This window comes from Kitasatospora sp. NPDC057692 (assembly GCF_042799475.1).
Taxonomy (GTDB): domain Bacteria; phylum Actinomycetota; class Actinomycetes; order Streptomycetales; family Streptomycetaceae; genus Kitasatospora.
On the sequence record NZ_JBHVIV010000052.1, the window covers coordinates 20088 to 44426 of the forward strand.

The 24339-nt window shown below is 73.0% G+C and carries 24 protein-coding genes; 14 read left to right on the forward strand and 10 right to left on the reverse strand.

Going from position 1 to position 24339, the window contains the following annotated elements; genetic code table 11:
- The first annotated feature begins 317 nt into the window (after window positions 1-317).
- From hemL to ACFVFS_RS26215, 7 genes are all read left to right on the forward strand, one after another.
- Complete coding sequence (gene hemL / locus ACFVFS_RS26185) at window positions 318-1646, forward strand: glutamate-1-semialdehyde 2,1-aminomutase (protein WP_380627139.1); 1329 nt, start codon at window positions 318-320, stop codon at window positions 1644-1646.
- Window positions 1647-1716: 70 nt separating this feature from the next.
- On the forward strand, window positions 1717-2364 hold the full coding sequence (locus ACFVFS_RS26190) for a histidine phosphatase family protein (protein WP_380627183.1): 648 nt from the start codon (window positions 1717-1719) through the stop codon (window positions 2362-2364).
- 266 nt (window positions 2365-2630) lie between these two features.
- Window positions 2631-3245 carry a TlpA family protein disulfide reductase gene (locus ACFVFS_RS26195; protein WP_380627140.1) on the forward strand — a complete coding sequence of 205 codons (615 nt, stop codon included), beginning with the start codon at window positions 2631-2633 and terminating at the stop codon, window positions 3243-3245.
- Window positions 3242-4015, forward strand: a complete 774-nt coding sequence (locus ACFVFS_RS26200; protein WP_380627141.1) for a cytochrome c biogenesis CcdA family protein — start codon at window positions 3242-3244, stop codon at window positions 4013-4015. The genes ACFVFS_RS26195 and ACFVFS_RS26200 overlap by 4 nt, the downstream gene beginning before the upstream one ends.
- A 3-nt stretch (window positions 4016-4018) precedes the next feature.
- Window positions 4019-5803 carry a cytochrome c biogenesis protein ResB gene (locus tag ACFVFS_RS26205; protein WP_380627143.1) on the forward strand — a complete coding sequence of 595 codons (1785 nt, stop codon included), beginning with the start codon at window positions 4019-4021 and terminating at the stop codon, window positions 5801-5803.
- A 3-nt stretch (window positions 5804-5806) separates the two neighbouring features.
- Window positions 5807-6940, forward strand: coding sequence for a c-type cytochrome biogenesis protein CcsB (ccsB, locus tag ACFVFS_RS26210; protein ID WP_380627144.1), 1134 nt, complete (start codon window positions 5807-5809; stop codon window positions 6938-6940).
- A 125-nt stretch (window positions 6941-7065) separates the two neighbouring features.
- Window positions 7066-7470 (forward strand): hypothetical protein, encoded by a 405-nt coding sequence (locus ACFVFS_RS26215; protein ID WP_380627145.1) that lies wholly within the window; start codon window positions 7066-7068, stop codon window positions 7468-7470.
- A 27-nt stretch (window positions 7471-7497) separates the two neighbouring features.
- Here the strand turns inward: ACFVFS_RS26215 and ACFVFS_RS26220 are convergent, their stop codons facing one another.
- Window positions 7498-8556 (reverse strand): ScbA/BarX family gamma-butyrolactone biosynthesis protein, encoded by a 1059-nt coding sequence (locus ACFVFS_RS26220; RefSeq protein ID WP_380627146.1) that lies wholly within the window; start codon window positions 8554-8556, stop codon window positions 7498-7500.
- Window positions 8557-8920: 364 nt separating this feature from the next.
- Here ACFVFS_RS26220 and ACFVFS_RS26225 point away from each other — a divergent pair, with 364 nt between their 5' ends.
- On the forward strand, window positions 8921-9571 hold the full coding sequence (locus tag ACFVFS_RS26225; RefSeq protein ID WP_380627147.1) for a ScbR family autoregulator-binding transcription factor: 651 nt from the start codon (window positions 8921-8923) through the stop codon (window positions 9569-9571).
- Here the strand turns inward: ACFVFS_RS26225 and ACFVFS_RS26230 are convergent.
- The 4 genes from ACFVFS_RS26230 to ACFVFS_RS26245 all read right to left on the reverse strand — a co-directional run bounded on the left by ACFVFS_RS26230 (window position 9568) and on the right by ACFVFS_RS26245 (window position 13196).
- The gene (locus tag ACFVFS_RS26230) at window positions 9568-10230 is read right to left on the reverse strand and encodes a ScbR family autoregulator-binding transcription factor (protein ID WP_380627148.1); all 663 of its coding nucleotides are present in this window, start codon (window positions 10228-10230) and stop codon (window positions 9568-9570) included. The two genes, ACFVFS_RS26225 and ACFVFS_RS26230, sit on opposite strands and share 4 nt — an antisense overlap.
- A 226-nt stretch (window positions 10231-10456) precedes the next feature.
- Window positions 10457-10669, reverse strand: coding sequence for an acyl-CoA carboxylase subunit epsilon (locus tag ACFVFS_RS26235; RefSeq protein WP_350542409.1), 213 nt, complete (start codon window positions 10667-10669; stop codon window positions 10457-10459).
- Between the two features lie 82 nt (window positions 10670-10751).
- Window positions 10752-12350, reverse strand: coding sequence for an acyl-CoA carboxylase subunit beta (locus tag ACFVFS_RS26240; protein WP_380627149.1), 1599 nt, complete (start codon window positions 12348-12350; stop codon window positions 10752-10754).
- A 441-nt stretch (window positions 12351-12791) separates the two neighbouring features.
- Window positions 12792-13196, reverse strand: a complete 405-nt coding sequence (locus tag ACFVFS_RS26245) for a PLD nuclease N-terminal domain-containing protein (RefSeq protein ID WP_380627150.1) — start codon at window positions 13194-13196, stop codon at window positions 12792-12794.
- Between the two features lie 136 nt (window positions 13197-13332).
- Here ACFVFS_RS26245 and ACFVFS_RS26250 point away from each other — a divergent pair, with 136 nt between their 5' ends.
- Together ACFVFS_RS26250 and mqnP are read left to right on the forward strand one after the other, a co-directional pair.
- Window positions 13333-14790, forward strand: a complete 1458-nt coding sequence (locus ACFVFS_RS26250; RefSeq protein WP_380627151.1) for a menaquinone biosynthesis decarboxylase — start codon at window positions 13333-13335, stop codon at window positions 14788-14790.
- Complete coding sequence (gene mqnP / locus ACFVFS_RS26255) at window positions 14787-15692, forward strand: menaquinone biosynthesis prenyltransferase MqnP (protein ID WP_380627152.1); 906 nt, start codon at window positions 14787-14789, stop codon at window positions 15690-15692. The genes ACFVFS_RS26250 and mqnP overlap by 4 nt, the downstream gene beginning before the upstream one ends.
- A gap of 19 nt (window positions 15693-15711) precedes the next feature.
- On the opposite strand, the gene ACFVFS_RS26260 is transcribed toward mqnP, so the two are convergent.
- Together ACFVFS_RS26260 and ACFVFS_RS26265 are read right to left on the reverse strand one after the other, a co-directional pair.
- Window positions 15712-15927 (reverse strand): DUF4287 domain-containing protein, encoded by a 216-nt coding sequence (locus tag ACFVFS_RS26260; protein WP_380627153.1) that lies wholly within the window; start codon window positions 15925-15927, stop codon window positions 15712-15714.
- A 45-nt stretch (window positions 15928-15972) separates the two neighbouring features.
- The gene (locus ACFVFS_RS26265; RefSeq protein ID WP_380627154.1) at window positions 15973-16590 is read right to left on the reverse strand and encodes a DUF998 domain-containing protein; all 618 of its coding nucleotides are present in this window, start codon (window positions 16588-16590) and stop codon (window positions 15973-15975) included.
- 359 nt (window positions 16591-16949) lie between these two features.
- Here ACFVFS_RS26265 and ACFVFS_RS26270 point away from each other — a divergent pair, with 359 nt between their 5' ends.
- The 3 genes from ACFVFS_RS26270 to ACFVFS_RS26280 all read left to right on the forward strand — a co-directional run bounded on the left by ACFVFS_RS26270 (window position 16950) and on the right by ACFVFS_RS26280 (window position 20769).
- Window positions 16950-19463: a collagenase gene (locus tag ACFVFS_RS26270; RefSeq protein WP_380627155.1), complete on the forward strand. Its 2514-nt coding sequence runs from the start codon at window positions 16950-16952 to the stop codon at window positions 19461-19463.
- A gap of 117 nt (window positions 19464-19580) precedes the next feature.
- On the forward strand, window positions 19581-20060 hold the full coding sequence (locus tag ACFVFS_RS26275; protein WP_380627156.1) for an HIT family protein: 480 nt from the start codon (window positions 19581-19583) through the stop codon (window positions 20058-20060).
- 85 nt (window positions 20061-20145) lie between these two features.
- Window positions 20146-20769 (forward strand): DJ-1/PfpI family protein, encoded by a 624-nt coding sequence (locus ACFVFS_RS26280; protein WP_380627157.1) that lies wholly within the window; start codon window positions 20146-20148, stop codon window positions 20767-20769.
- A 32-nt stretch (window positions 20770-20801) separates the two neighbouring features.
- Here the strand turns inward: ACFVFS_RS26280 and ACFVFS_RS26285 are convergent, their stop codons facing one another.
- Window positions 20802-21707 carry an NAD(P)H-binding protein gene (locus ACFVFS_RS26285; protein WP_380627159.1) on the reverse strand — a complete coding sequence of 302 codons (906 nt, stop codon included), beginning with the start codon at window positions 21705-21707 and terminating at the stop codon, window positions 20802-20804.
- A gap of 114 nt (window positions 21708-21821) precedes the next feature.
- On the opposite strand from ACFVFS_RS26285, the gene ACFVFS_RS26290 reads away from it, so the two are divergent.
- Window positions 21822-22772: an AraC family transcriptional regulator gene (locus ACFVFS_RS26290; RefSeq protein WP_380627160.1), complete on the forward strand. Its 951-nt coding sequence runs from the start codon at window positions 21822-21824 to the stop codon at window positions 22770-22772.
- Between the two features lie 29 nt (window positions 22773-22801).
- On the opposite strand, the gene ACFVFS_RS26295 is transcribed toward ACFVFS_RS26290, so the two are convergent.
- Together ACFVFS_RS26295 and ACFVFS_RS26300 are read right to left on the reverse strand one after the other, a co-directional pair.
- Window positions 22802-23557, reverse strand: a complete 756-nt coding sequence (locus tag ACFVFS_RS26295) for an alpha/beta fold hydrolase (protein ID WP_380627161.1) — start codon at window positions 23555-23557, stop codon at window positions 22802-22804.
- A gap of 7 nt (window positions 23558-23564) precedes the next feature.
- Window positions 23565-24101, reverse strand: coding sequence for a GNAT family N-acetyltransferase (locus tag ACFVFS_RS26300; RefSeq protein ID WP_380627162.1), 537 nt, complete (start codon window positions 24099-24101; stop codon window positions 23565-23567).
- Window positions 24102-24339 lie beyond the last annotated feature (238 nt).

Below are 24339 nucleotides of genomic sequence, written 5' to 3' on the forward strand. Positions count from 1 at the left end.
CCGGAATTCGCCGGAATCGACAGACCCCCGCACGTCCGGTGTCCCGACCGGACGTGCTCCTTACCCGTCATGCGCCGCCGTACCCAGTCGCGGTACGCGGCAGTCCTCTCCACACCCCTGCATCGACCCGGAGCGCCTGTCCGTCCTCGCGGCCGGAGGAACTCCGGAGACACTCCGGGTACATAGTCTGACTGGTCCGGGTGGCCGGCGCAGCCAGGGGTCCCGTTGTACGGATAACCGTACAGACTCGGGCGCCCGGATCATCGTTCCAGATGATGAGGTCCGACATGCAGAGGTGAAGGACACGATTTGAGACCATGTCTCCCGTGAGCTACCCCTACGAAGCACCCAAGTCCCAGTCGCTCTTCGATCGCGCGTCGGTCGTGACCCCCGGCGGCGTCAACTCCCCGGTGCGCGCCTTCCGCGCCGTCGGCGGTACGCCGCGCTTCATGGTGTCCGGCACCGGCCCCTGTCTGACCGACGCCGACGGCCGCGAGTACGTCGACCTGGTCTGCTCGTGGGGCCCGATGATCCTCGGCCACGCGCACCCGGCCGTGCTCGACGCCGTGCAGCGGGCGGTGGTCCGCGGCACCTCCTTCGGCACCCCGGGCGAGGGCGAGGTCGAGCTGGCCGAGGAGATCGTCGCCCGGGTCGCCCCGGTCGAGCAGGTCCGCCTCGTCTCCTCGGGCACCGAGGCCACCATGTCGGCGATCCGGCTGGCCCGCGGCTTCACCGGCCGCGCGAAGGTCGTGAAGTTCGCCGGCTGCTACCACGGCCATGTGGACGCGCTACTGGCCGCCGCCGGTTCCGGCGTCGCCACCTTCGGCCTGCCGGACACCCCGGGCGTCACCGGCGCCCAGGCCGGCGACACCATCGTGCTGCCCTACAACGACCTCGCCGCCGTCGAGGAGGCCTTCCGGGCCCACCCCGGCGAGATCGCCTGCGTCATCACCGAGGCCTCGCCCGGCAACATGGGCGTCGTCCCGCCGCTGCCCGGCTTCAACGGCGGCCTGGCCCGGCTCTGCCGGGAGAACGGCGCGCTGTTCATCTCCGACGAGGTGATGACCGGCTTCCGCGTCTCCAAGGCCGGCTGGTACGGCCTGGAGGCGGCGAACGAGGGCTGGGCGCCCGACCTGCTGACCTTCGGCAAGGTCATGGGCGGCGGCTTCCCGGCCGCGGCCTTCGGCGGCCGCGCCGACGTGATGGCCCACCTCGCCCCGGCCGGCCCGGTCTACCAGGCCGGAACCCTCTCCGGGAACCCGATCGCCACCGCGGCCGGCCTGGCCCAGCTGCGCGGCTGCACCGACGAGGTCTACGCGACGGTCGACCGGGTCGCCGCCGAGGTCTCCGGCCTGGTCTCCGCGGCGCTCGCCAAGGAGGGCGTGGCGCACCGGCTGCAGACCGCGGGCAACATGTTCTCGGTGTTCTTCACCGAGGACGCCGTGACGAACTACGCCGAGGCGAAGACCCAGGAGGCGTTCCGCTTCACCGCGTTCTTCCACGCGATGCTCGCCGAGGGCGTCTACCTGCCGCCGTCCGCGTTCGAGTCCTGGTTCGTCTCCGCCGCGCACGACGAGCGGGCGCTGGAGCGGATCGCCGCCGCACTGCCCGCCGCCGCCCGGGCCGCCGCCGAAGCCGCCGCCTAGGCCCCGCCGCCCTTACGAGTCCCAGGAGTACTGAGAAGTGAGCAGCAAGGACATCACCGTCGTCCACCTGATGCGGCACGGTGAGGTGCACAACCCGGAGGGGGTCCTGTACGGGCGACTGCCGGGCTACCGGCTGTCCGAGCTGGGCCGCGAGATGGCCGAGCGGGTCGCCGAGGACCTCGCCGGGCGGGACATCACCCATGTGGTGGCGTCCCCGCTGGAGCGCGCCCAGGAGACCGCCGCGCCGATCGCCGCGTCGCACGGCCTGGACGTCGCGGTGGACGGGCGGCTGATCGAGGCGGAGAACATCTTCGAGGGCAAGACCTTCGGAGTGGGCGACGGCTCGCTGCGCAACCCGTCCTACTGGAAGTACCTGACCAACCCGTTCAAGCCCTCCTGGGGCGAGCCGTACCTGGAGCAGGCGGTGCGGATGATGGGTGCGCTGGCCGCGGCCCGGGACGCCGCGCGCGGGCACGAGGCGGTCTGCGTCAGCCACCAGCTGCCGATCTGGATCGTCCGCTCCTTCGTGGAGCGCCGCCGGCTCTGGCACGACCCGCGCAACCGGCAGTGCTCGCTGGCCTCGCTGACCAGCTTCACCTACGAGGGGGACCGGATCGTCTCGGTCGGCTACCGCGAGCCGGCCCGCGACCTGCTGCCGGCCCACCTGGTCGGCAAGGGCGGCAAGAGCAAGCCGGTGGGCAAGAGCTTCGGCGCCTGAGGCGCCTCAGGCGCCCGGGCTGTTCGGGCCGTCAGGGCCGCCCGGGACCCGGTCGCGGCACGGGGCGATTCCGGGTACGCCGAGAAAGCCCGGACGCGCGGAACGGTGTTCATGGTTCCCGATCCGGTGTAAGAGCCGCGTGAGTAAGACCTGGGTCACACCCCCGCGACACCAGGGTCAATGGTCCCGCCGCAGGTCAGAGGGGGTCCGGCAGACAACGCCGGGCCCCCCGGGGTCCGCCCGCGACTCCATGCGAAACTTTTCACATGTCTGGCATGACGCGCCCCCGTCCCCGTCTCGCCGCCGCCGCGGTCACCGCCGCCGCTGCCGCGCTGGTCCTCACCGGTTGCAGCTCCTCCGGCTCCTCGGCCGGTGGCGACGGCCAGATCGGTTTCGTCACCGCCAAGGGCAGCAACATCTCGACCGCCGAGGCCGGCCACCGCCAGGACGCGCCGGACATCGGCGGCACCACCCTGGAGGGCACCCCGGCCAGGCTCTCCGACTACCGCGGCAAGGTCGTCGTGATGAACGTCTGGGGCTCCTGGTGCGGCCCCTGCCGCTCGGAGGCCGACGACCTCCAGCGGGTCTGGGAGAAGTACAAGGACCAGGGCGTGCAGTTCCTCGGGATCAACACCCGGGACACCGAGATCAAGAACGCCGTCCGCTTCGAGCAGGAGAAGGGCGTCACCTTCCCCAGCATCTACGACCCGGCCGGCGCCGAGCTGCTCAAGTTCCCCAAGGGCAGCCTCAACTCGCAGTCCATCCCGACCACCCTGGTGATCGACCGGGAGGGCAGGCTGGCCGCCCGGGCCGTCGGCGGCCAGACCGACGACGCCCTGGAGTCGATGCTCCGGCCGATCGTGGCGGAGCAGCAGAAGTGAGTGCGGCGCTGCTCCTCGCCGACAACACCGGGACCATCCAGAGCGGGGCGCTGCTGATCGCGGCGCCGATCGCGCTGGCGGCGGGCCTGGTGTCGTTCTTCTCGCCCTGCGTGCTGCCGCTCGTCCCCGGCTACCTCTCCTACGTGACCGGCTTCTCCGCCGCCGACCTCGCGGACGCGCGCGGTGCCCGCCGCGGCCGGATGCTGGCCGGCGCGGCGCTGTTCATCCTCGGCTTCACCGCCGTGTTCGTCTCCAGCGGCGCGCTGTTCGGCCAGTTCGGCGACACGCTCAAGGAGCACCAGGCGGTCATCAGCAAGGTGCTCGGGGCGCTCACGATCGTGATGGGCCTGGCCTTCATGGGCATGGTGCCCGGCCTGAGCATGCGGGAGGTGCGCACCCACCGCCGCCCGGTGATCGGCCTGCTCGGCGCGCCACTGCTCGGCGTGGTCTTCGGGGTGGGCTGGACGCCGTGCATGGGCCCGACCCTGGCCACCGTCACCAACCTCGCGCTCAACCAGGCCGACGCCCAGCGCGGTGCGCTGCTGATGTTCTTCTACTGCATGGGCCTCGGCGTACCGTTCGTCGTGGCCGCGGTGGCCTTCCGGCGGGCGCTGGGCGCCTTCGGCTGGGTCAAGCGGCACTATCCGCTCGTCATGCGGATCGGCGGCGGCATGCTCGTCGTGGTCGGTCTGCTGCTGGTCACCGGGGTCTGGGACTCCATGGTGAGTGACCTGCAGAACCAGTTCGCCGACTTCCAGATCGGAATCTGACCCGTGACCAAGACCACGACCGACCGCGAACAGCGCGCGGCCGCGGCGCAGGGGGCGACCGAGGACGCGGCCGAGCGGCTCACCACCGCCCCGGCCGACTCCGACGGTCCCACCGGCATCGGCGTGCTCGGCTGGCTGCGCTGGATGTGGCGCCAGCTGACCTCGATGCGGGTCGCGCTGATCCTGCTGTTCCTGCTCTCGCTGGCCGCCATCCCCGGCTCGCTGATCCCGCAGAACGGCCAGAACCAGTTCAAGGTCCAGGCCTGGAAGGCGCAGCACACCACGGTCGCGCCGATCTACGAGAAGCTCCAGCTGTTCGACGTCTACAGCTCGGTCTGGTTCTCGGCGATCTACATCCTGCTGTTCGTCTCGCTGGCCGGCTGCATCGTCCCGCGCACCTGGCAGTTCGTCGGCGTGCTGCGCTCCCGGCCGCCGGCGGCGCCGCGCAACCTGACCCGGATGCCGGTGTACGCGGCCTGGCGCACGGACGCGGACGCCGCGGCCGTCAGCTCCGCCGCCCACCGGCTGCTGCGCGGGCGCCGGTTCCGCGCGCACCTCGACGGCGGCACCGTGGCGGCCGAGAAGGGCTACCTGCGCGAGGTCGGCAACCTGGTCTTCCACCTGTCGCTGTTCGCGCTGCTCGGCGGCTTCGCCTGGGCGAGCCTGGCCAGCGGCACCGGCGGCAAGCTGCTGGTCGAGGGCGACGGCTACGCCAACACCATCACGCAGCTGGACGACTTCACCGGCACCCGGTTCTACGGCTCCGACGACCTCGACCCCTTCTACGTGAAGCTGAACAGCTTCACCTCGAAGTTCCAGACCAACGGCGAGCAGATCGGCAGCGCCCGGCAGTTCACCGCGCACGTCGAGTACTACGACGGCAGCGACCCGTCGAAGCTCAAGCCGGGCAAGGTCGAGGTCAACCACCCGCTGGAGGTCGGCGACAGCAAGTTCTACCTGATCGGCCACGGCTACGCCCCGGTGGTCACGGTCAGGAACGCGGCGGGCGAGGTCGTCTACACCGGCGCCACCCCGTTCCTGCCGCAGGACGGCAACCTGACCTCCACCGGCGTCATCAAGGTCTCCGACTACGGCGAGAAGGACGGCAGGAAGACCCAGCTGGGCCTCTCCGGCTTCTTCCTGCCGACCGCCCCGGTGGCCTTCGACCGGAACACCGGCCCGCGCTCGCTGTTCCCCGGTGACGCGGACCCGGCGCTGGTGCTCAACGTCTACGCGGGCGACCTGGGCACCGACTCCGGTCTGCCGCAGAACATCTACCAGCTCAACACCAAGAACCTGACCCAGCTCCAGCAGGACGGCCAGCCGGCCAAGGCCCGGCTGAAGCCCGGCCAGGGCTGGACCCTGCCGGACGGCTACGGCACGGTCACCTTCGAGGGCTACAAGCAGTGGGCGAGCTTCAACGTCTCGCACCGCCCGGGCAACGGCATCGCCCTGGCCGGGGCGGTGGCGGCGATCGCCGGCCTGGTCGGCTCGCTGTTCATCCAGCGGCGCCGGATCTGGGTGCGGGCGGTGGCCCTGCCGGACGGCGGGACGCTGGTCGAGCTGGCCGGGCTGGGCCGCAGCGAGTCGGCGAAGATCGCCGAGGAGCTGGCCGCGCTCGCGGTGGACCTCCAGGACGACGCGCCGGCGCTCGACGACGAGCCGGACGACGACGAGTCGGAGGACGAGCCCGACGACGAGCCCGATGAGGGCGGCACCACCGGGGCCGACAAGGCCTCGGCACCCGCGACATCCGCAGTTCCCGCCGACCCGAACTCCAAGGAGTAGACGGTGCACCTCGCCTCGTCGGTCGACCCGCAGCTGGCCGACCTGTCCAACAAGCTGATCTATTCGGCGATGGCCGTCTACCTGATCGCCATGTTCGCCTACATGTTCGAGTGGACCTTCGGTGCCAAGGGCGCCGTCGCGGTCCGCTCCATCGAGCAGGCGGGCGTGGCCGGGAGCGTCGCCGAGGCCGAGGCCAAGGCCAAGGGCGCCAAGAAGGTCACCGTCACCGTCGCCTCGGCGCGCGGCGGCACCACCACGCTCACCCGCACGGCGCTGGCCGGCGAGGGTGCCACGGTGGTGACCAGCGGGCGCGGCGACGAGGACGTCGACGGCCCCGGCGCGGCCGGCACCAGCGAGAAGGCCGACCTGTCCGGGCGGATCGCGGTCTCGCTCACCGCGCTCGCCGCCCTGCTGCACGCGGGCGGCGTGCTCACCCGCGGCCTGTCGGTCTCCCGCTGGCCGTGGGGGAACATGTACGAGTTCTCCTGCGCCTTCGCGCTCGCCATGACGGTCGCCTTCCTCGGCCTGCTGGCCGCGAAGAAGTCGGTCCGCTGGCTCGGCCTGCCGGTCGCCGTCGCGGTGCTGCTGACCCTCGGCATCGCCACCCAGGTGCTCTACACCGAGTCCGAGCAGCTCGTCCCGGCGCTGCACTCGTACTGGCTGGCGATCCACGTCGCCACCGCGATCGTCTGCGGCGGTGCCTTCTACGCGGCGTTCATCACCACCCTGCTGTACCTGGGCAAGGACTCCTTCGACCAGCGGATGGCGGCCGGCCTGGCCAAGGGCCCGCTCGGCACCTCGCCGTCGATCTGGCGCCGGCTGCCCGCCGCCTCGACCCTGGACAAGCTGTCCTACCGGATCAACGCCCTGGTCTTCCCGCTGTGGACGTTCACCATCATCGCGGGCGCGATCTGGGCCGAGGCCGCCTGGGGCAAGTACTGGGAGTGGGACCCGAAGGAGACCTGGTCGTTCATCACCTGGGTCGCCTACGCGTGCTACCTGCACGCCCGCGCCACCGCCGGCTGGAAGGGCCGCAAGGCCGCGTACCTGGCCCTCGCCGCGTTCGCGTGCTGGCTGTTCAACTACTACGGCGTGAACATCTTCGTCACCGGCAAGCACTCCTACGCGGGGATTTGACCGGGACCGGAAACCACCCACCGGCCCGGCACTCCGAAGGAGGAAGCCGGGCCGAGGTGCGACAGGGGTAGTTCGTGCCGACCGCCCGGTCCGGCACGGGGAGGAACTGAGGAGGAAATCGCGCAATGGAGTGCGACGAGGTCATGCTGACCGTCCGAATCACCGCCGCCGAGCACCTGCTGCTCCGCCGGCTCGCCCAGGGCCACCGCGGCGACGTGTCCGAGGTGGTGGCCGACGGGTTGCTGGACATCATCCCCACGGTCAGCTCGCCGGCCGACGCCTACCGGCTGCTGGGCGCCCTCGCGGCCCCCGCGCCGTGCGCGCTGACCGTCTGGCTGCCGGCGCCGCTGGCCGATCTGCTGGTGCCGGGCGCGGCCCGGATCGCCCAGGTGACGGAGGTGCGGATCGGCTCGGCCAGCGCGATGCTGGGCGCCGCGCTGCGGCTGTGGCTCGCCCAGGACCCGGGGCGGCTGGCGGAGAACCTCTCCGTGATGCACGCCGGGCGGCCGTCCGCGCTGGTGGCCGCCTGACGCGCCCGGGGCCGCCGGGAGGCGGGCTCAGCTGGCGAGCGGCAGACCGCGGCGGGCCGGGGCCGGCGCGGTCGCGGTCGGGCCGCCGTCGGCCGGTCCGGTGAGCAGCCGGGCCTCGGCCACCGTGCGGCCCTCCTGCACCAGCAGGACCCGCAGCGGGGGCCGTCGCCCACTGCCGCCGGCGGTCTCCTGCCCGGCCTCCCGGACCGCCCGCACCACACAGGGGCGGTCCGGCGCGATCGGGTCGTGGAAGGCCGTGAGCAGCTCCAGCGGCACCACCCGGTCCGGGTGGTGCAGCCGCTGGGCGGCCTGCCGGGCGGCCTCCAGGACGAGCATCCCGGGCAGGTGGCCGGGCGCCGGGTCCATCGGGTCGAACAGCACCGGGTGGCGGGCGTCCGCGTGCAGCAGCCAGCTGCCGGGCAGCAGCGCGGGGCCGAGCACGACGTCGGCGGCCTGCTGACGGCCCACCAGCTCCGGGGCGGTGGCCTGGTCCGGGAACCGGAGCGGGGCGGCTGCCCGGCCGGGGCCGCGCAGCCGGTCGTACGCGGCGGGGGAGAGGACCCGCAGCCCGCCGGAGCCGCGGCCGACCGGGCGGCCGTCGCGTTCGACCTCGGCGTGCACCCGCAGCGCGGCCAGCCGGCCGTGCCGCATCCGGACGTCGTGGCAGGTGATCCGGAGCATCAGCTCGGTGGGGGCGGCGGTGACCGCGAGACCGTCCAGCCCGGCCGGGCCGAGGGTGTAGCCGAGTTCGTCGAGCACCGCGTGGTGGTCGTGCGGGACACCGAAGCCGGCGTGGCCCACCAGCAGGGCGGCCTGCCGGATCGTCTCGGCCATCAGCACCGGGTCGTGGTGCCGGTCGCCGGGCAGCCGGTAGAAGCCGTGCAGCCGGGGCCATTGGGCGCCGAGCAGGAAGTCGTACGGGCCGGTGGCCTGCCAGCCGGTGATGAGCACCTCGGCGACCGAGGAGCGGCGCACCAGGTGGCGCGAGACGGTCCGTTCGTGGAAGGCGTAGCGGCCGGGGCCCGGTGGGAGGGGGCCGGGGTGGGGATACGGGGTGTCGCCGTCCATCGCGGTGAACACTGGCATGACGGGCCCCACTCCCGGGTGTCGGTCGGCCGGCCGTGCGGGCGGCCCTGGCAAAACATACAGGCCACCCGGTTTCTGCTCCCCCTGCGGGGTCGCCACCTGGGCACACCCGCCGTGCCCACCGTACCCGGGCGCCGGCCTGCGGCAACGTCCGGCCGGCCCGCTCCGGCCCTTGGGCGGGGGGCTGTTGCCCCCTGGACGGAGGGGGTCGGGCAGGGGCTAGATTAGATACCAACCATGCGGTTTCGGGCGGGCGCGGGGCGCCGCCGACGGTCCGCAGACGGGGCGCCGCGGCAGCGACGGCGGCGCCGTGACAGCAACCGGGCGGGCCGCAGCCCGTCGCGGCCGGGGCCGGAGGGGCCGAGTGGCTAAGCAGGAACGGGCGGGGCGAACCAGGCAGGCCGTGCTGCTCGCCGCGGCGGACACCTTCGCCGACGCGGGTTTCGAGTCGGCCAGCCTGGTGGACATCAGCCGCCGGGCGGGCGTCAGCAAGGGCGCGCTCTACTTCCACTTCGTCTCCAAGCAGGCGCTGGCCGACGGGGTCCGCACCGAGGCCGTCGACGCCGTCGGCCTGGCCGTGCTGCGCGCGCTGCGCGGCGGCGGGCCGGCCGTCCAGGCGCTCGTCGACCTCACCCATGAACTGGCCCGGCTGCTGCGCGAGGACGTGGTGGTCCGGGCCGGCGTGCTGCTCGGCCTCGGCGGCCGGCCCGCGGGCTGCGCCGCGGGCGCGGTGGTGGCGCCGGCCGGCTCGCCGCCGGAGCCCTCGGCGGAGGCCTGGCGGAGCCTGACCGCCGTCTTCCGCGCCCTGCTGGACCGGGCCGCGGAGGCCGGGGAACTGCGCCCCGGGCTCGACCGGGAGCAGGCGGCCGGACTGCTCACCACCCTGGCGGCCGGACTGGTCCTGTTCGCCGCCGAGTCCACCGGCCGGCTCGCCCCCGCCGCGATCAGCGGCCTGTGGTCGGCCGCCCTCCCCTCCCTCGTCCCGGCCGACCGCCTGACGGCCTACCGGATCTAAGGCGCGCCGGCGCCGGGCCGGGAAGGCCCGGAGGCGAGCGGGCGAGCTGCACAGCGGTCGATGGTGTCCAGGCGGGTGAGGGCGGGCGGGGCGACCAGGCCGGGCAGCAGCAGGGCCCAGAGGTCGGCCATCCGCTGCAGCAGGTCCGCGCGGTCCGTCAGCACCTGCGAGCTGAGCTGGATGCCGGTCACCGCGCCGGTGATCACCCCGGCGGCGGCCGCCGGCCGCACCCCCGGGCGGAGCTCTCCGGCCTCCAGCGCGTGCTCCAGCAGCTCGCGCGCCGCGTCCGTCCAGCCCTGGTAGGCGCCGACCTGCGGCTGGGTGAAGCTGCCGTGCTCGATGGTCAGCCGGATCGCGCCGCGCAGCAGCGGGTCGTCCAGCAGCGCGTGCGCGAAGGCGTAACCGAGGTCGATGACGGTCTGCATCGGGCTCTCGGAGGCCGGCTGCCAGGTGGCCAGCCAGCCCTCCTGGCCCTCGATCACGGCGAGCGCCAGCTCCTCCTTGGAGGGGAAGTGGAAGTAGAGCGCGCCCTTGGTGACGCCGGCCCGTTCCAGGATCTCGGCCATGGTGGCGCCCGCGTAGCCGCGTTCGTCGAACACCTCGGCCGCGGCGCGCAGCACGGTCTGGCGGGTCGCCAGCGCCCGGGCCTGCCTGGGCATCGCAGCCTCCCTGATCTCTGTCGTCGGCAGCTGCTGGATCCTACGGCGGCGGGCCGGGCGGCGGCCTCCGTACCGCGCGGTAGCGATCCTTTCGAGCCGCTCCGGGCGCCGGTGCGCGCCCGTCGCGCGGCCGACCGCCGGGGGAGGAACGCCGCCGGCCGGCCACCCCGGTGTGCGGGTGGCCGGCCGGCGGTCGGACGTCCTGTCCGGGTCCTCGGTCGAGCCGTCAGGCGGCCCACTGCCAGCTGACCGGCGAGTAGTACGCCGGGCGGCGCTCCAGGCGCTGCCAGTTGGCGATCGGCTCGACCGGCGAGGCGGCGGCCGCCGCCTGCTGGGCGGCCGCGGCGCGGGCCATCAGCACGGCGGTCAGGGCGGCGAGCTCCTCGTCGGAGAGCGAGCCGCGGACGATGCGGACGAGTGGTTCGGCGGAAGCGGTCATGGTCCGGTTCTCTCCCGGCGGATGGTGGTGGTCGGTCGTCGTCGGCGTGCCCGGCGGTGCGGTGCCCGGCCGGGCGGCGCTGCTACATCGGGGGGTTGCCGTGCTTGCGGCTCGGCAGGTCCGCGTGCTTGGTGCGCAGCATGGCCAGCGAGGACGCCAGGACCTGACGGGTCTCGGCGGGGTCGATGACGTCGTCTACGAGGCCGCGCTCGGCCGCGTAGTACGGGTGCATCAGCTCGCTCTTGTATTCCTTGATCTTCTGGTTGCGCATCGCGTCCGGGTCGTCGGCGGCGTTGATGTCCCGGCGGAAGATGACGTTGGCGGCGCCCTCGGCGCCCATGACGGCGATCTCGTTGGTCGGCCAGGCGAAGGAGAGGTCGGCGCCGATCGAGCGCGAGTCCATGACGATGTAGGCACCGCCGTAGGCCTTGCGCAGGATCAGCTGGATCCGCGGCACGGTCGCGTTGCAGTAGGCGTAGAGGAGCTTCGCGCCGTGCCGGATGATGCCGTCGTGCTCCTGGTCGACACCGGGCAGGAAGCCGGGGACGTCGAGCATGGTGACCAGCGGGATGTTGAAGGCGTCGCACATCTGGACGAAGCGCGCGGCCTTCTCGCTGGCGTTGATGTCCAGGACGCCGGCCAGGGACTGCGGCTGGTTGGCGATGATGCCGGTGACGTGGCCGTCGATCCGGGCGAGCACGCAGAGCACGTTGGTGGCCCAGCGCTCGTGGACCTCCAGGTACTCGCCGTGGTCGACGATCTCCTCGATCACCTTGCGCATGTCGTACGGCCGGTTGCCGTCGGCCGGCACCAAGTCCAGCAGCGACTCGTTGCGGCGGTCCACCGGGTCGTCGTTGACGGCCGCCGGGGGCATCTCGCGGTTGTTCTGCGGCAGCAGCGACAGGAGGTAGCGGACCTCCTCGATGCAGGACTGCTCGTCGTCGTAGACGAAGTGCGAGACGCCGGAGACCCCAGCGTGCACGTCGGCGCCGCCGAGCCCGTTCTGGCTGATCTTCTCGCCGGTGACGGCCTGGACGACGTCCGGGCCGGTGATGAACATCTGCGAGGTCTCGCGGACCATGAAGACGAAGTCGGTCAGGGCCGGCGAGTAGGCCGCGCCGCCGGCGCAGGGGCCGAGCATCACGGAGATCTGCGGGATGACGCCGGAGGCCCTGGTGTTGCGCTGGAAGATGCCGCCGTAGCCGGCCAGGGCGGTGACGCCCTCCTGGATGCGGGCGCCGGCGCCGTCGTTGAGGGAGACCAGCGGGGCACCGGCCGCGATGGCCATGTCCATGATCTTGTGGATCTTCTGGGCGTGGGCCTCGCCGAGCGCGCCGCCGAAGATCCGGAAGTCGTGGGCGTAGGTGAAGACCGTCCGGCCGTGCACGGTGCCCCAGCCGACGACGACGCCGTCGGTGTGCGGCTTCTTCGCCTCCAGGCCGAAGCCGGTGGCGCGGTGCCGGCGCAGCGGCTCGACCTCGTGGAACGAGCCCTCGTCGAGCAGCAGGTCGATGCGCTCGCGCGCGGTGAGCTTGCCCTTGGCGTGCTGGGCCTCGGTGGCCTTCTCGCTCGGGCCGCGCCGGACCTGCTCGCGCAGTTCGTGCAGTTCCGCGACCCTGCCCCGCACGTCCGCGGGGACGTCGGGGGCGTCGTCGACCGGCGCCTGGTGCACAACCGTCATCTCGAACCACTCCAAAGGTGAGGGAACTGTCCGACAGCCAACGTCTGCGATGCCCCCGGCTGCGAATCACTTCTTCACTTATGACTGTACGAGGGGCCGCACGCTGGTTTCGGCGTCGATTCCGTACAAGGTCGCGTCCGTTTAGATGTCAGGCCTGCACAGAAACCGAAGCGTTTCGGCCCGTGCGTCCGGTAGCTGTTCGATTACCCCGAGCTGTCGCCCGGATGACCTCCGGGTGAGCTGAACATGAGGAAACGCGCAGGTCAGGGCTGTCTCGATGAAGACTGCCAGGTGTGCCTCAAGGGGCGCTCAAGTGGCGCTTGGTGCGGTGGTGAAGACGGTGCCGAGGAGCCGGCGCCGCCCTCCCAGTCGTAGGGATGCGCCAAAAACACCGCAGCCCACCCGGTGGATGCCGGGTGGGCTGTCCGAGCGATGCGGGGGTCAGGCCCGCCGTCCCTCGTCAGGGTCGTCCTTGCCGCGCAGCTCGTTCTCGCGGCGGCGCAAATCCGCCTCCCACTGCTTGAGCATGTCCTCGTGCCCGTTGTCGTGCTTCTTCAACGAGGCGAGGAACTCGGGGTCGTCGTCCGGGGCGAGCGGACGGCCGTCGCGGCGGCGGTCGTACGCCGGGCCGGCCGCGCCCCGGCCGCCGGCCGGGGCGGTGCGCACCCCGCGCCGCTTGCCGGCCGCCAGCCAGGCGATCGAGCCGACGAGCGGGAAGAGCAGCACGATGATCACCCAGACCACCTTGGGGAGGTGCTTCACCTCCTCCTCGGGGGTGGTCAGGCAGTCGATGAAGGCCCACACCCACAGGGCGAGCGGGAGCACGAAGGTCAGGATCCTCAGCACGGCGGCGTTCTCCCCCGGGCGGCGTCGGTGGCGGTCGGGCCCCTCGGCGCGGCGTCCGGCGGCGGTGCGCCGCCTCAGCCGCTTCAAGGGGGCCCTTGACACAGGTCAGGCTATCGGGTGGCGGATACTGGCTGGCATGGCATACGACGATCTCCGCTCGTTCCTGCGGGCCCTCGACCGCGAAGGCGACCTCAAGCGCATCAAGGCGGAGGTGGACCCCTATCTGGAGATCGGCGAGATCGTCGACCGCGTGCAGAAGGCCAAGGGCCCGGCGCTGCTGTTCGAGAACGTCAAGGGCTCCACGATGCCGCTGGCGATGAACGTCTTCGGCACCGAGCGCCGGCTCGCCAAGGCGCTCGGCCTCAAGGGCCCGGAGGAGATCGGGGACAAGATCTCCGGCCTGCTGAAGCCGGAGCTGCCGCAGGGCTTCACCGGCTTCCGGGACGCCTTCGGCAAGCTCGCCTCGATGGCCCACGTGCCGCCGAAGCACGTGAAGGCCGGGGACGCCCCGGTGCAGGAGGTGGTGCTCACCGGTGACGACGTCAACCTGGACGAGCTGCCGGCGCTGTTCACCTGGCCGATGGACGGCGGCTCCTTCTTCAACCTGGGCCTGACCCACACCAAGGACCCGGACACCGGCATCCGCAACCTCGGCCTGTACCGGCTGCAGCGGCACGACCGCCGCACCATCGGCATGCACTGGCAGATCCACAAGGACAGCCGCAACCACGCCGCGGTCGCCGCCAAGCGGGGCGAGAAGCTGCCGGTCGCGATCGCCTTCGGCTGCCCGCCGGCCGTCACCTACGCGGCCACCGCGCCGCTGCCGGGCGACATCGACGAGTACCTGTTCGCCGGCTTCGTCGCGGGCGAGCGGGTGCGGATGGTGGACTGCAAGACGGTCCCGCTGCAGGTCCCGGCCGATGCCGAGGTGGTCCTGGAGGGCTGGCTGGAGCCGGGCGAGCTGCTGCCCGAGGGGCCGTTCGGCGACCACACCGGCTTCTACACGCCGCAGGAGCCCTTCCCGGCGCTGACGATCGACTGCGTGACGATGCGCCGCCGGCCGATCCTGCAGTCCATCGTGGTCGGCCGCCCGCCGACGGAGGACGGTCCGCTGGGCAAGTTCACCGAGCGCTTCTTCCTGCCGCTGCTGAAGATCATCATCCCGGACATCGTCGACTACGACCTGCCCGAGGCCGGCGGCTTCCACAACTGCGTGATCGTCTCGATCGACAAGAAGTACCCGAAGCACGCCCAGAAGACCATGCACGCCATCTGGGGCGCGCACATGATGTCGCTGACCAAGCTGATCATCGTGGTGGACTCCGACTGCGACGTCCACGACTACCAGGAGGTCGCCTGGCGGGCCTTCGGCAACGTCGACTACAGCCGCGACCTCACCGTGGTGGAGGGCCCGGTCGACCACCTCGACCACGCCTCCTACCAGCAGTTCTGGGGCGGCAAGGCGGGCATCGACGCGACCCGCAAGCTGCCCGAGGAGGGCTACACCCGCGACGGCGGCTGGCCCGAGATGGTCGGGTCCGACCCGGCGACCGCGGCCCTGGTGGACCGGCGCTGGAAGGAGTACGGGCTGTGAGCACCGCCGCCGCGCTCCCCGAGGTCCCGCCCGGCAAGGTCAAGGCCTTCCTGCGGCTGGTGATGATCGAGCACTCGGTCTTCGCCCTGCCGTTCGCCTACATCGCGGCGCTGACCGCGATGTTCCTGGCCGATGGACGGGTGCACTGGGGCGAGCTGTTCATCGTCACCGTGTGCATGGTGGGCCTGCGGACCTTCGCCATGGCCGCCAACCGGATCATCGACCGGGAGATCGACGCCCGCAACCCCCGTACGGCCAGGCGTGAACTGGTCACCGGCGCGGTGTCGCTGAAGACCGCGTACGTCGGCTCGGCGGTCGCCCTGGTGGTCTTCCTGGGCGCCGCGGCGCTGCTCAACCCGCTCTGCCTGGCGCTCGCGCCGGTCGCCGTGGTGCCGATGGTCGTCTACCCGTACGGCAAGCGGTTCACCGACTTCCCGCAGGCGATCCTGGGCCTGGCCCAGGCGATGGGCCCGGTGGGCGCCTGGCTGGCCGTCACCGGCACGTGGTCCTGGGACGCGGTCGTGCTGGGCGCGGCGGTCGGCATCTGGATCGGCGGCTTCGACCTGATCTACGCCTGCCAGGACGTGGCGTCCGACCGGGCGGGCGGCGTGCGATCGGTGCCGGCGCGGTTCGGCGTCCCGGCCGCGATCCGCGGCGCCCGCGCCTGCCACGTCGTCACCACGCTGCTGCTCGGCTGGTACGCGGTGCTCACCGACGCGGGCGTCGCGTTCTGGATCGGCCTGCTGGTGGTGGCCGGAGCCTTCGTCTACGAGCACACCATCGTCAAGCCGAACGACCTGTCGCGGCTCAACCGGGCGTTCTTCCAGACGAACGGCTTCGTCGGGATCTCGCTGTTCTTCTTCGCACTCGTGGACCTGGTGGTGCGCGGCCTCGGCGTCTGAGGCCGCGCCCCCCGGGGCCCTACTTCCCGCCCTCGTCGAGCGTGTGCTTGACGAGGGCGTTCGCGTGCCCGTGGCCGAGCCCGTGCTCGGCCTTGAGCCAGGCGACCAGCTCCATGTGCTTCGTCAGCGGGGAGGAGCGGATCAGCTCCTTCCAGTGCGCGATCGGCTGCCCGTACTTCTGCTCGATGGACGGGAAGTAGCTGGCGGGGCCCTTGACGGCGGGGGTCTCGCTCATGGGGTGGCACTCCTCGGGTTCCGGACGGTCTGCTGATGATGATCTTCACCCATGGAGCTTGACCGCGACAGCGCTCAGCCAGCCGAGGCCGAGCGCGGCGGCGAGGGTGAACGCCGACACGGTGGCGCCCGAGGCGGCGAAGCCGAGGAGCACGACGGCCGCGACGACGCGCGAGGCCAGGGCCCAGGGCCGGTCCAGGTGCCGGGCGAGGACGAGGAAGGCCGCGCACAGGGCGAGGAAACCGACCGTCCCGCCGGCCAGGTGCACCAGGCCGTGCCCGCTCAGCTCCGTCACCCGCCCCTCGGGCGCCCCCGTCGGGAAGCCCGCGCCGGGGTCGGCGGCGAAGAAGCCGTCCAGGACGAAGGACGCCCCGAACACCCCGATCAGCCGCGGCGCCCAGACGCTCCCCGGCAGCGCCCGCCGCACCCCGACGGCGCCCGCGACCAGCAGCGCGCCGGTCAGCAGGAACGCGGTCTGCTGGATCCACCCGAGCTCGCCGAGGCTGAGCTGGCTGAGCGCGTTGCGGGTGAAGTCGAAGCCCTCCCGGGTCAGTCCGCCGACGACGCCGACGGCGAGGAAGAGCGGCCCGCCGACCGCCCCGGCGGTCAGCAGCGGGCGGGTGGCGGTGGCGGGGGCGGTCTGCGCCGTCAGCGTGTTCGTCATGCCCGTAGGACCGGCGGCCGGACGGAAACTCATCGGACCGTGAATGTGAGCCGGGTCACAGGCGGGGCGGGGCGGGCGGGGGCGCAGATCGGCCAGTCCGTGCGACCGCCCGGCCGCCCGCGGCCCGCGCGGCCCGCGGGGTGGCGGCCGGCCCGTCCGCGCACGTCAGGCCGCCCCGGCCGCGGCCGTCCCGGGCCGGTCGCGGTGGCGGTGGAGGGGGTGGCGGGGTGGCCTGAATCCATATGACATATGAACTGTGACATTGTTCTGATCATCGGTCGGTGACAGGATCCACGCCAAATCTCCTTCCTTCAGCCTGACCCCACGTCGGGCTGCCCCCACTCGACGAAGGATTCGGCGTGCTCCTGCGCACCAGACTCTCCATGCTCGCGGCAGGCGTCGTCGCCTGTTGCGCCACGGCCACCGCCGTGCTGCCGACCCAGGCCTTCGCGGCGCCGCCCGTCGTCACCGCCGGGCCGGCCCCCGTCGCCCCGGCCGGTCCGGTCGGCCCCGCCGCCCCGACGGCCCCGACCACGACGACGGGGTCCGAGGACCCCGCCGAGCCCGCCGCCCCGCAGTCCCCGGCGCTGATCGGCGCGACGCGCCTGCTGGAGGAGCCGGCCGAGGCGAGCGCCCCCGCCCAGTTCAAGTCCCTCGCCGTGCAGAGCTGCACCCCGGCCGACTTCGCGGCCCGCACCGGGGCCGACCTGGTCGCCTTCATCAAGAGCTCGACCCCGGAGTGCGTCAACTCGCTGTACCAGAGCGCCGGCGCCGACCCGGGCATCTTCAACCAGGCCCGGATGCTGTCCGTCGCGGCCGCGCTCAAGGACGCGGCGGCGACCTACGCCGGCGACAACACGACCGGCATCGCACAGCTGGTGAAGTACCTGCAGGTGGGCTACTACATCCAGTTCAACTTCCCCACCGGGGCCGGACCGTACACCGGCGAGCTCGCCGCCGGCGTCACGTCCGCCCTGGACACGCTCTTCGCGGGCACCCGCTGGCGCGACGTCACCGAGGACAACGGCCGCATCCTCAAGGAGGTGGTGTGGCTCACCGACAGCGCCAACCTCCAGGCCCGCTACATGGGCGCCTACAAGCGGATCCTCGACGAGTACGACAACACCTACAACCAGTTCCCGCAGATGCGCAGCGCGGTCAACTCGGTGCTGTACTACCCGCTCTGGTTCGGCTACCGGAACGCGGACTTCGTCCGGGCGCTCGCGGCCGACCCGGCCCTGATCAACTCGCTCGCCGACTTCGCGATCAACCACCGGGACCTGCTCAGCGGGCCCCACGCCGTCCTCGACACCAACGCGGGCAACGACCTGGCCAAGTTCGCCGGATCCGGCCCCGCCGCCGAGGCCGTGGCCAAGCCCCTGGTCAAGAAGGTCCTGGACTCCGCCCCGCTGCTCTCGCCCTTCGGGACGCTGTACCTGTACACGGCCCGCCAGGCCGAGTACTTCGACTACGGCCAGTGCTCGTACTACGGCATCTGCGACCTGCGCGACAAGCTCGTCTCGGTGATCCTGCCGAACCAGCTGGTCTGCGACAACCGCATCCTCCAGGCCCAGTCCCTGTCGGCCGCCGAGCTGGCCACCGTCTGCGAGAGCCTGCGCAAGCAGGACGCGCTCTTCCACAGCGTGTCCAAGGACAACGGGGCCATCCCGAACCAGTACGCCAAGACCGTCACCTTCGGGATCTTCGCCAACAAGGCCGACTACACCACTTACTCGTGGGCGATCTACGGCAACAGCACCGACAACGGCGGCCAGACCGTCATGGACGCGACCGACCCGAACAGTCGGGCCGTGACCGTGATGTACCAGAAGGCCTGGAACGTCAACGACCCCGCCCGGGTGTGGAACCTCAACCACGAGTACACCCACTACCTCGACGGCATCTACAACCTGAAGGGCAACTACGACACCCAGTCGTCCGTCCCCAACAAGTGGTGGGTCGAGGGCCTCGCCGAGTACGTCTCGTACACCCACCGCGGCGCCACCGACGTCGACGCGATGAACCAGGCGGCCAAGCACACCTACAAGCTCAGCACGCTCTTCCAGAACACCTACGCCAACTCGGACTCGACCCGCATCTACCCGTGGGGCTACCTGTCCGTCCGGTACATGCTGGAGAAGCACCCGGCCGACGTCCAGGCCATGCTGGAGCGCTTCCGCGTCGCCGACTACACCGGCGGCTACGCGGTCTACAACAACCTCGGCACCTCCTACGACGCCGACTTCGACGCCTGGCTCGACGCCTGCGTCGCCGGTGCCTGCCTCGCGACCGGCCCGACCTCGCTGTTCGACAGCACGGTGAACGGCGCGACCGTCAGCCTGAACGAGCGCTCCGTGCAGACCGGCCCGGGCCGGATCACCGGCTACCGCTGGGACTTCGGCGACGGCACCTACTCGGACGAGCGCAGCCCGAGCCACACCTACGGCGTGCCCGGCCAGTACACCGTCGCGCTGACCACGACCGACGACACCGGCCGGATCGGCACCACGCAGGGCTCGGTCACCACGACCGCCCTCGGCCTGCCGACCTGCACCGAGCAGCGCGCCGACGCGATGGGCCGCAACTGCGCCCGGCCCGGCCGCGCCGCGACCGCGGGCAACACCGACTACCTGTACGTCTACCTGCCGGCCGGGACCACCACGCTGAAGGTCAGCACCCTCGGCGGCACCGGCACCGCGTACCTGTACTACAACGCCGGCACCTGGGCCTCGCCGAAGGCCTACACCGCCGCCTCGGCGGCCGCCGGCACCACCCAGTCCATCACCGTCACCAACCCCACGGCGGGCTACCGCTACCTGGGCCTCTACGCCGCCACCGACTTCAGCGGCGTCACGGTCACCACCCAGTTCTGACCCGCGACGGATCCACGCGCCCGGCCGGGCTCTCCCGGCCGGGCGTTCCGCGTTCCGCGGGCGGCCGAGCCGGTCGGATCCGACCGTCCGATGATCATTCGTCACTAGCATCGGCGCATGACCGACGAGACCGACGACTGGAAGTCCGACCGCATCGGCAGCGCCCTGCGCGGCGAGAACCCCACCGTCCTCCGCCGCCTGGACGCCGGCTTCGCGGTGATCGGGGACGTGCAGTTCCTGCCCGGGTACGCGATCCTGCTCACCGATCAGCCGGGGGTGCAGCGGCTCTCCGACCTGCCCCGGGCCCGCCGGCTCGCCTACCTGGAGGACCTCGACCGCCTCGGCGAGGCCGTCGAGCGGGCCTGCCGGGCGGCCGACCCGGCCTTCCGCCGGGTCAACCTGGAGATCCTCGGCAACACCGACCCGATGCTGCACGCCCACGTCTGGCCCCGCTACGACTGGGAGCCCGCCGACCTCGTCCGCCTCCCCGTCTGGCTCTACCCCCGCACCCACTGGACCGACCCCGCCCACGCCGTCACCCCCGCCCACGACCCCCTCCGCACCGCCATCGGCGCGGAGTTGGATGCGCTGCGGTAAAGGTCGGTGGTGCAGACCACTCGTTCTCGTGAATCGGCTGACCGGGGGCGGGACGGGTGGCCAACTCGCGCCTACGCTGCGGGACATGGACATCGCCATCGTGCTCTTCGACGACTTCGAACCGCTCGACGCGATCGGGCCGTACCAGGTGCTCGGCTATCTGCCGGGGGCCACCGTGCGGTTCGTGGCGGCGGGGGAGAAGGGCTCGGTGGCCGACAGCCTCGGGGGGATGCGGCTGGACGTGGCCGCCCGGTACGCGGACGTCGGCGAGTGCGACGTGCTGCTCGTCCCGGGCGGGCACGGCACCCGGCCGCTGATGGCGGACGAGGCGTTCCTCGACTGGCTGCGCCGCACCCACGCGGCCACCCGGTTCACCGCCTCCGTGTGCACCGGTGCGCTGCTGCTCGGGGCCGCCGGGCTGCTCGACGGCCTCGCCGCCACCACGCACTGGGCGGCGGCCGGTGAACTGGCCGCGTTCGGTGCCGAGTACACCCCCGAGCGGGTGGTGCGCCGGGGCCGGATCGTGACCGCGGCCGGCATCTCCGCCGGCATCGACATGGCGCTCCACCTCGCCGCCCTGCTCAGCGACGAGACCACCGCCCGGGCGATCCAGCTGCACGCGGAGTACGACCCCCGGCCGCCCTTCGACAGCGGCACCTGGGCGAAGGCCTCGCCCGCGGTGCGGGAGCGGATCCGGGCGCTCGGGTAGGCCGGAGGGGCGGGCCCACCACCCCGGCGGGCTCAGCGGAAGTGCTCGGCGTGCTCGGCCGCCCACTCCCGCAGCGTCCGCGCCGGACGGCCGGTGACCGCCGGGACGGTGTCGGACACCGGCTCCGGGGCGTCGATCCGGGCCGCGAGGAGGTCGAGCGCGCCCTCGGCGACCGGTGGCGGCCAGCCGCTCGCCAGCATCCGGCGGAGGGCTTCCGGGCGCGGCAGCTCCTCCCAGCGGACCGGTCGGCCGATCGCCTCGCCGATGATCCGCACCTGCTCCGCCCGGGTCGGCGAGGCCGGGCCGGTGAGGTGGTGCCGGGCCCCGTCGTGGCCGGGCCCGGTGAGCGCGCGCACCGCGACGGCGGCGATGTCCCGCTCGTCGACCGGCGTCGTCCCGGCCCCGCCGCCGAAGCCCCGGACGGTGCCCGACGCGCGGCTCTCGGCCGCCCAGCGCAGCGCGTTCGCCATGAACCCGTGCGGGCGGAGGAAGGTGTGCGGGGCGCCGCTCCCGGCGATCGCCGCCTCCAGCTCGGCATCCGGGCGCCCGGGCGACACCGGCCCGCGCCCGGGGACGTCCCGGACGGCGGCGGAGGACAGGAACACCATCCGGGCGCCCTGCGCGGTCAGCGCCGCCACCGCCGCCCCGGCGCCGTCCGCCGCGGCGAACGGCCAGACCAGGAACACCGCGTCCACACCCCGCGCGGCGGCCGCCAGGGACGCCGGGTCGGTGAGGTCGCCGGTGACGACCTCCGCCGCCGGCGGCAGTCGGCCCGCCGCCCGCCCGGGGTCGCGGCTCAGCGCCCGGACGGCCGTCCCGCGCTCCAGCAGCTGGGCGGTGACGTGCCGGCCGACCGTCCCGGTGGCGCCGACGACCAGGACCTTCCGGACGGCGCTCCACGCGGTGTCGGGGATTCGTGCGTTCAGCGGTTCTGCCATGCCTCGAACCTAGGAGCCCCGCGCTGGACGGCCCATGCGCTCCGCTCTCCGGTTCATGCGCGATCGTCTCGCACCGGGGCGGCCGCCGACCGCCCGCGCGGTACGGTCGGCCGTATGGACGTGCTCAGCGACGTGGTCGCCGTCATGCGGACCGGTGAGCCGCGGTCGGCGCGGGTGGAGTGGCACGGGGCGTGGGGGCAGCGCTTCCCCGGGGCGCCCGGGGCGGGCTTCCAGGTGGTCCTGCGGGGCTCCTGCTGGCTGCTGCGCGACGACGCGGAGCCGGTCCGGCTCGACGCGGGCGACGTGCTGCTGCTGTCCCGCGGGCAGGGCCACGGCCTCGCCGACCACCCGTCGACCCCGCTCGCCGAGCCGGCCTGCGACCCGCACAGCACCCCGCGGCGGCAGACCGGCGCCGTGGGAGGGGCGGACGGCCCTGGCGGCCCGGAGGAGCCCACCACCGTCACCCTCTGCGGCGCCTACCAGCTCGACCCGTCCCGCGCCCACCCGCTGCTGCGCGACCTGCCGGACGTCCTGCACCTGCCCGCCCGCCCGGACCGCCACCCCGAACTGCGCGCCGCCATGGGCCTGCTGGACAGCGAGCTGGCCGCTCCCCGGCCCGGCTCGGACGCCGCCGTCACCGCACTGCTGGACCTGCTGCTGCTCCTCGTCCTGCGCGCCTGGGCCGACGAACGGGCGCCGCTGGCCGACGGCCGGACCGGAGGCTGGGCGGCCGCCCTCGCCGACCCCGCCGTCAGCCGCGCCCTGGACGCCATCCACCGCTCACCGGAGCGGAATTGGACGGTGGAGACGCTCGCCGGCGAGGCCGGACTCTCCCGGGCGGCCTTCGCCCGGCGCTTCGCCGCGCTGGTCGGCCGCCCGCCGCTGGGCTATCTGACCTGGTGGCGGCTGACGACGGCGGCCCGCCGGCTGGACGGCACCGACGAGCCGCTGAACTCCATCGCCCGGCAGGTGGGGTACGGCTCCGAGTTCGCCTTCGCGCACGCCTTCAAGCGGGAGTTCGGCCTGCCGCCGGGCCGCTACCGCCGCGCGGCCGTCCGGCGGTGACGGCCCGGCGGCAGCGGCCCGGACCGCGGCTACCCGTGCAGGAAGGCCTCCAGGGCGGCGGCCAGGGCGACCGGCGTCTCGTGCATCGGGTAGTGGCCGGAGGCGGGCAACTGCTCCACCTCGGCGTTGGGGTAGTGGGCGAGGAAGGTGGCGCGCATCGCGTCGGCGGTCAGCAGGAGGTCGTGCTCGCCCACGAAGACCCGCACCGGCACGGGGTTCCCGGCGATCCGGTCCACCAGGTCGGCGGTGGCCCAGTCCCGCACGTAGCCGCCGAAGGCCTCGCGGGTGGACAGCTCCAGCGAGCGGTCCACCATCCGGTCGAGCCAGACCCGGCCGGCCCGCCGACCGGTCACCCGGTCCAGGATCTCGAACCGCTTCGCCCGGTCCTCGGCCGCGCCGTAGAACAGCGCCTCGCCGTCCGCGTCCATCGGGTACGGGCCCGCCGGGACGGGCGCCAGCCCGGCCAGCCTCCGCACCCGGTGCGGCGCCAGGGCGAGCACCTGCTGGACGGCCTTGCCGCCCATCGAGTGCCCGACCAGCGAGAAGTCCTGCCAGCCGAGCTGGTCGGCCAGGGCGAGCGCGTCGTCCGCGATCTCGGCCAGCGTGTAGGCGCCGGCCACGTCCTTGCGCTCGCCGTAGCCCCGGTAGTCGAGGAAGGCGTAGGTGAAGGCGGAGCCGTCCAGGTAGTCCGGGAACGGGCCCCAGCCCGCGCTGGTGCCGAACCAGTCGTGCAGCACCAGGACCTTGTGGGCGCCGGTGCCGACCAAGCGGTGAGGGATCGTCATGCGGGGCTTACTGCCCGGCGCGGGCGGGCTCCGAACCCGGTGCGCCGAGCCCGCGCCGAAACGCCAGGCCCGGGCGCCCGCCGACGACCGCGCCGCCCACCTCGGTGAACCCGGTACGGGCGAGCACCGCCCGGGAGGCCGCGTTGTCGACCGTGGTCACGGCGGTCAGCTCGTTCAGCCCGTAGGCGGTGGCGGCCAGTTCGCACACCAGCCGGACCGCGGCCCGCGCCACGCCCCGCCCGGCGGCCGACTCGCCGACCCGGTAGCCGAGTTCGGCGCTCCCGCCCGCCGCGTCCACCAGGTTGACCCGCCCGGCGATCCGCCCGCCGGAGTCCAGCACGACGTGGAAGTGGCAGGTGCCGCCGTCCTGTTCGGCGAGCAGCTCCCGGTGCCGCGCCGCGAACCCGGCCGCGGTGAAGTACGCGTCCCCCCGGTCCGGCACCGACCGCGCGAACCACTCCCGGTTCTCCCGCTCGAACGCCAGCACCGCCGCCGCGTGCCCGTCCGCCAGCCGCTCCAGCCGGATGCCGTCTGCTGTGGTCATCCGTCCATGGTCCTGTCCTGCGGCGGCCGCCGTCCAGTGTGGAGAATGCCCGTATGACAGCGGCGGGCGAGAGCGCACTGATCCTCCCGGTGCCGGAGGCGGAGGCCGTCGTCGGGCCCTGGCGCGAGCGGTACGACCCGTCGGCGCGGCTCGGTGTTCCCGCGCACGTCACGGTGCTGTACCCGTTCCTGCCGGCCGGCTGGACGCGGAGGTGCTCGGGGAGATCGGCGAGATCCTC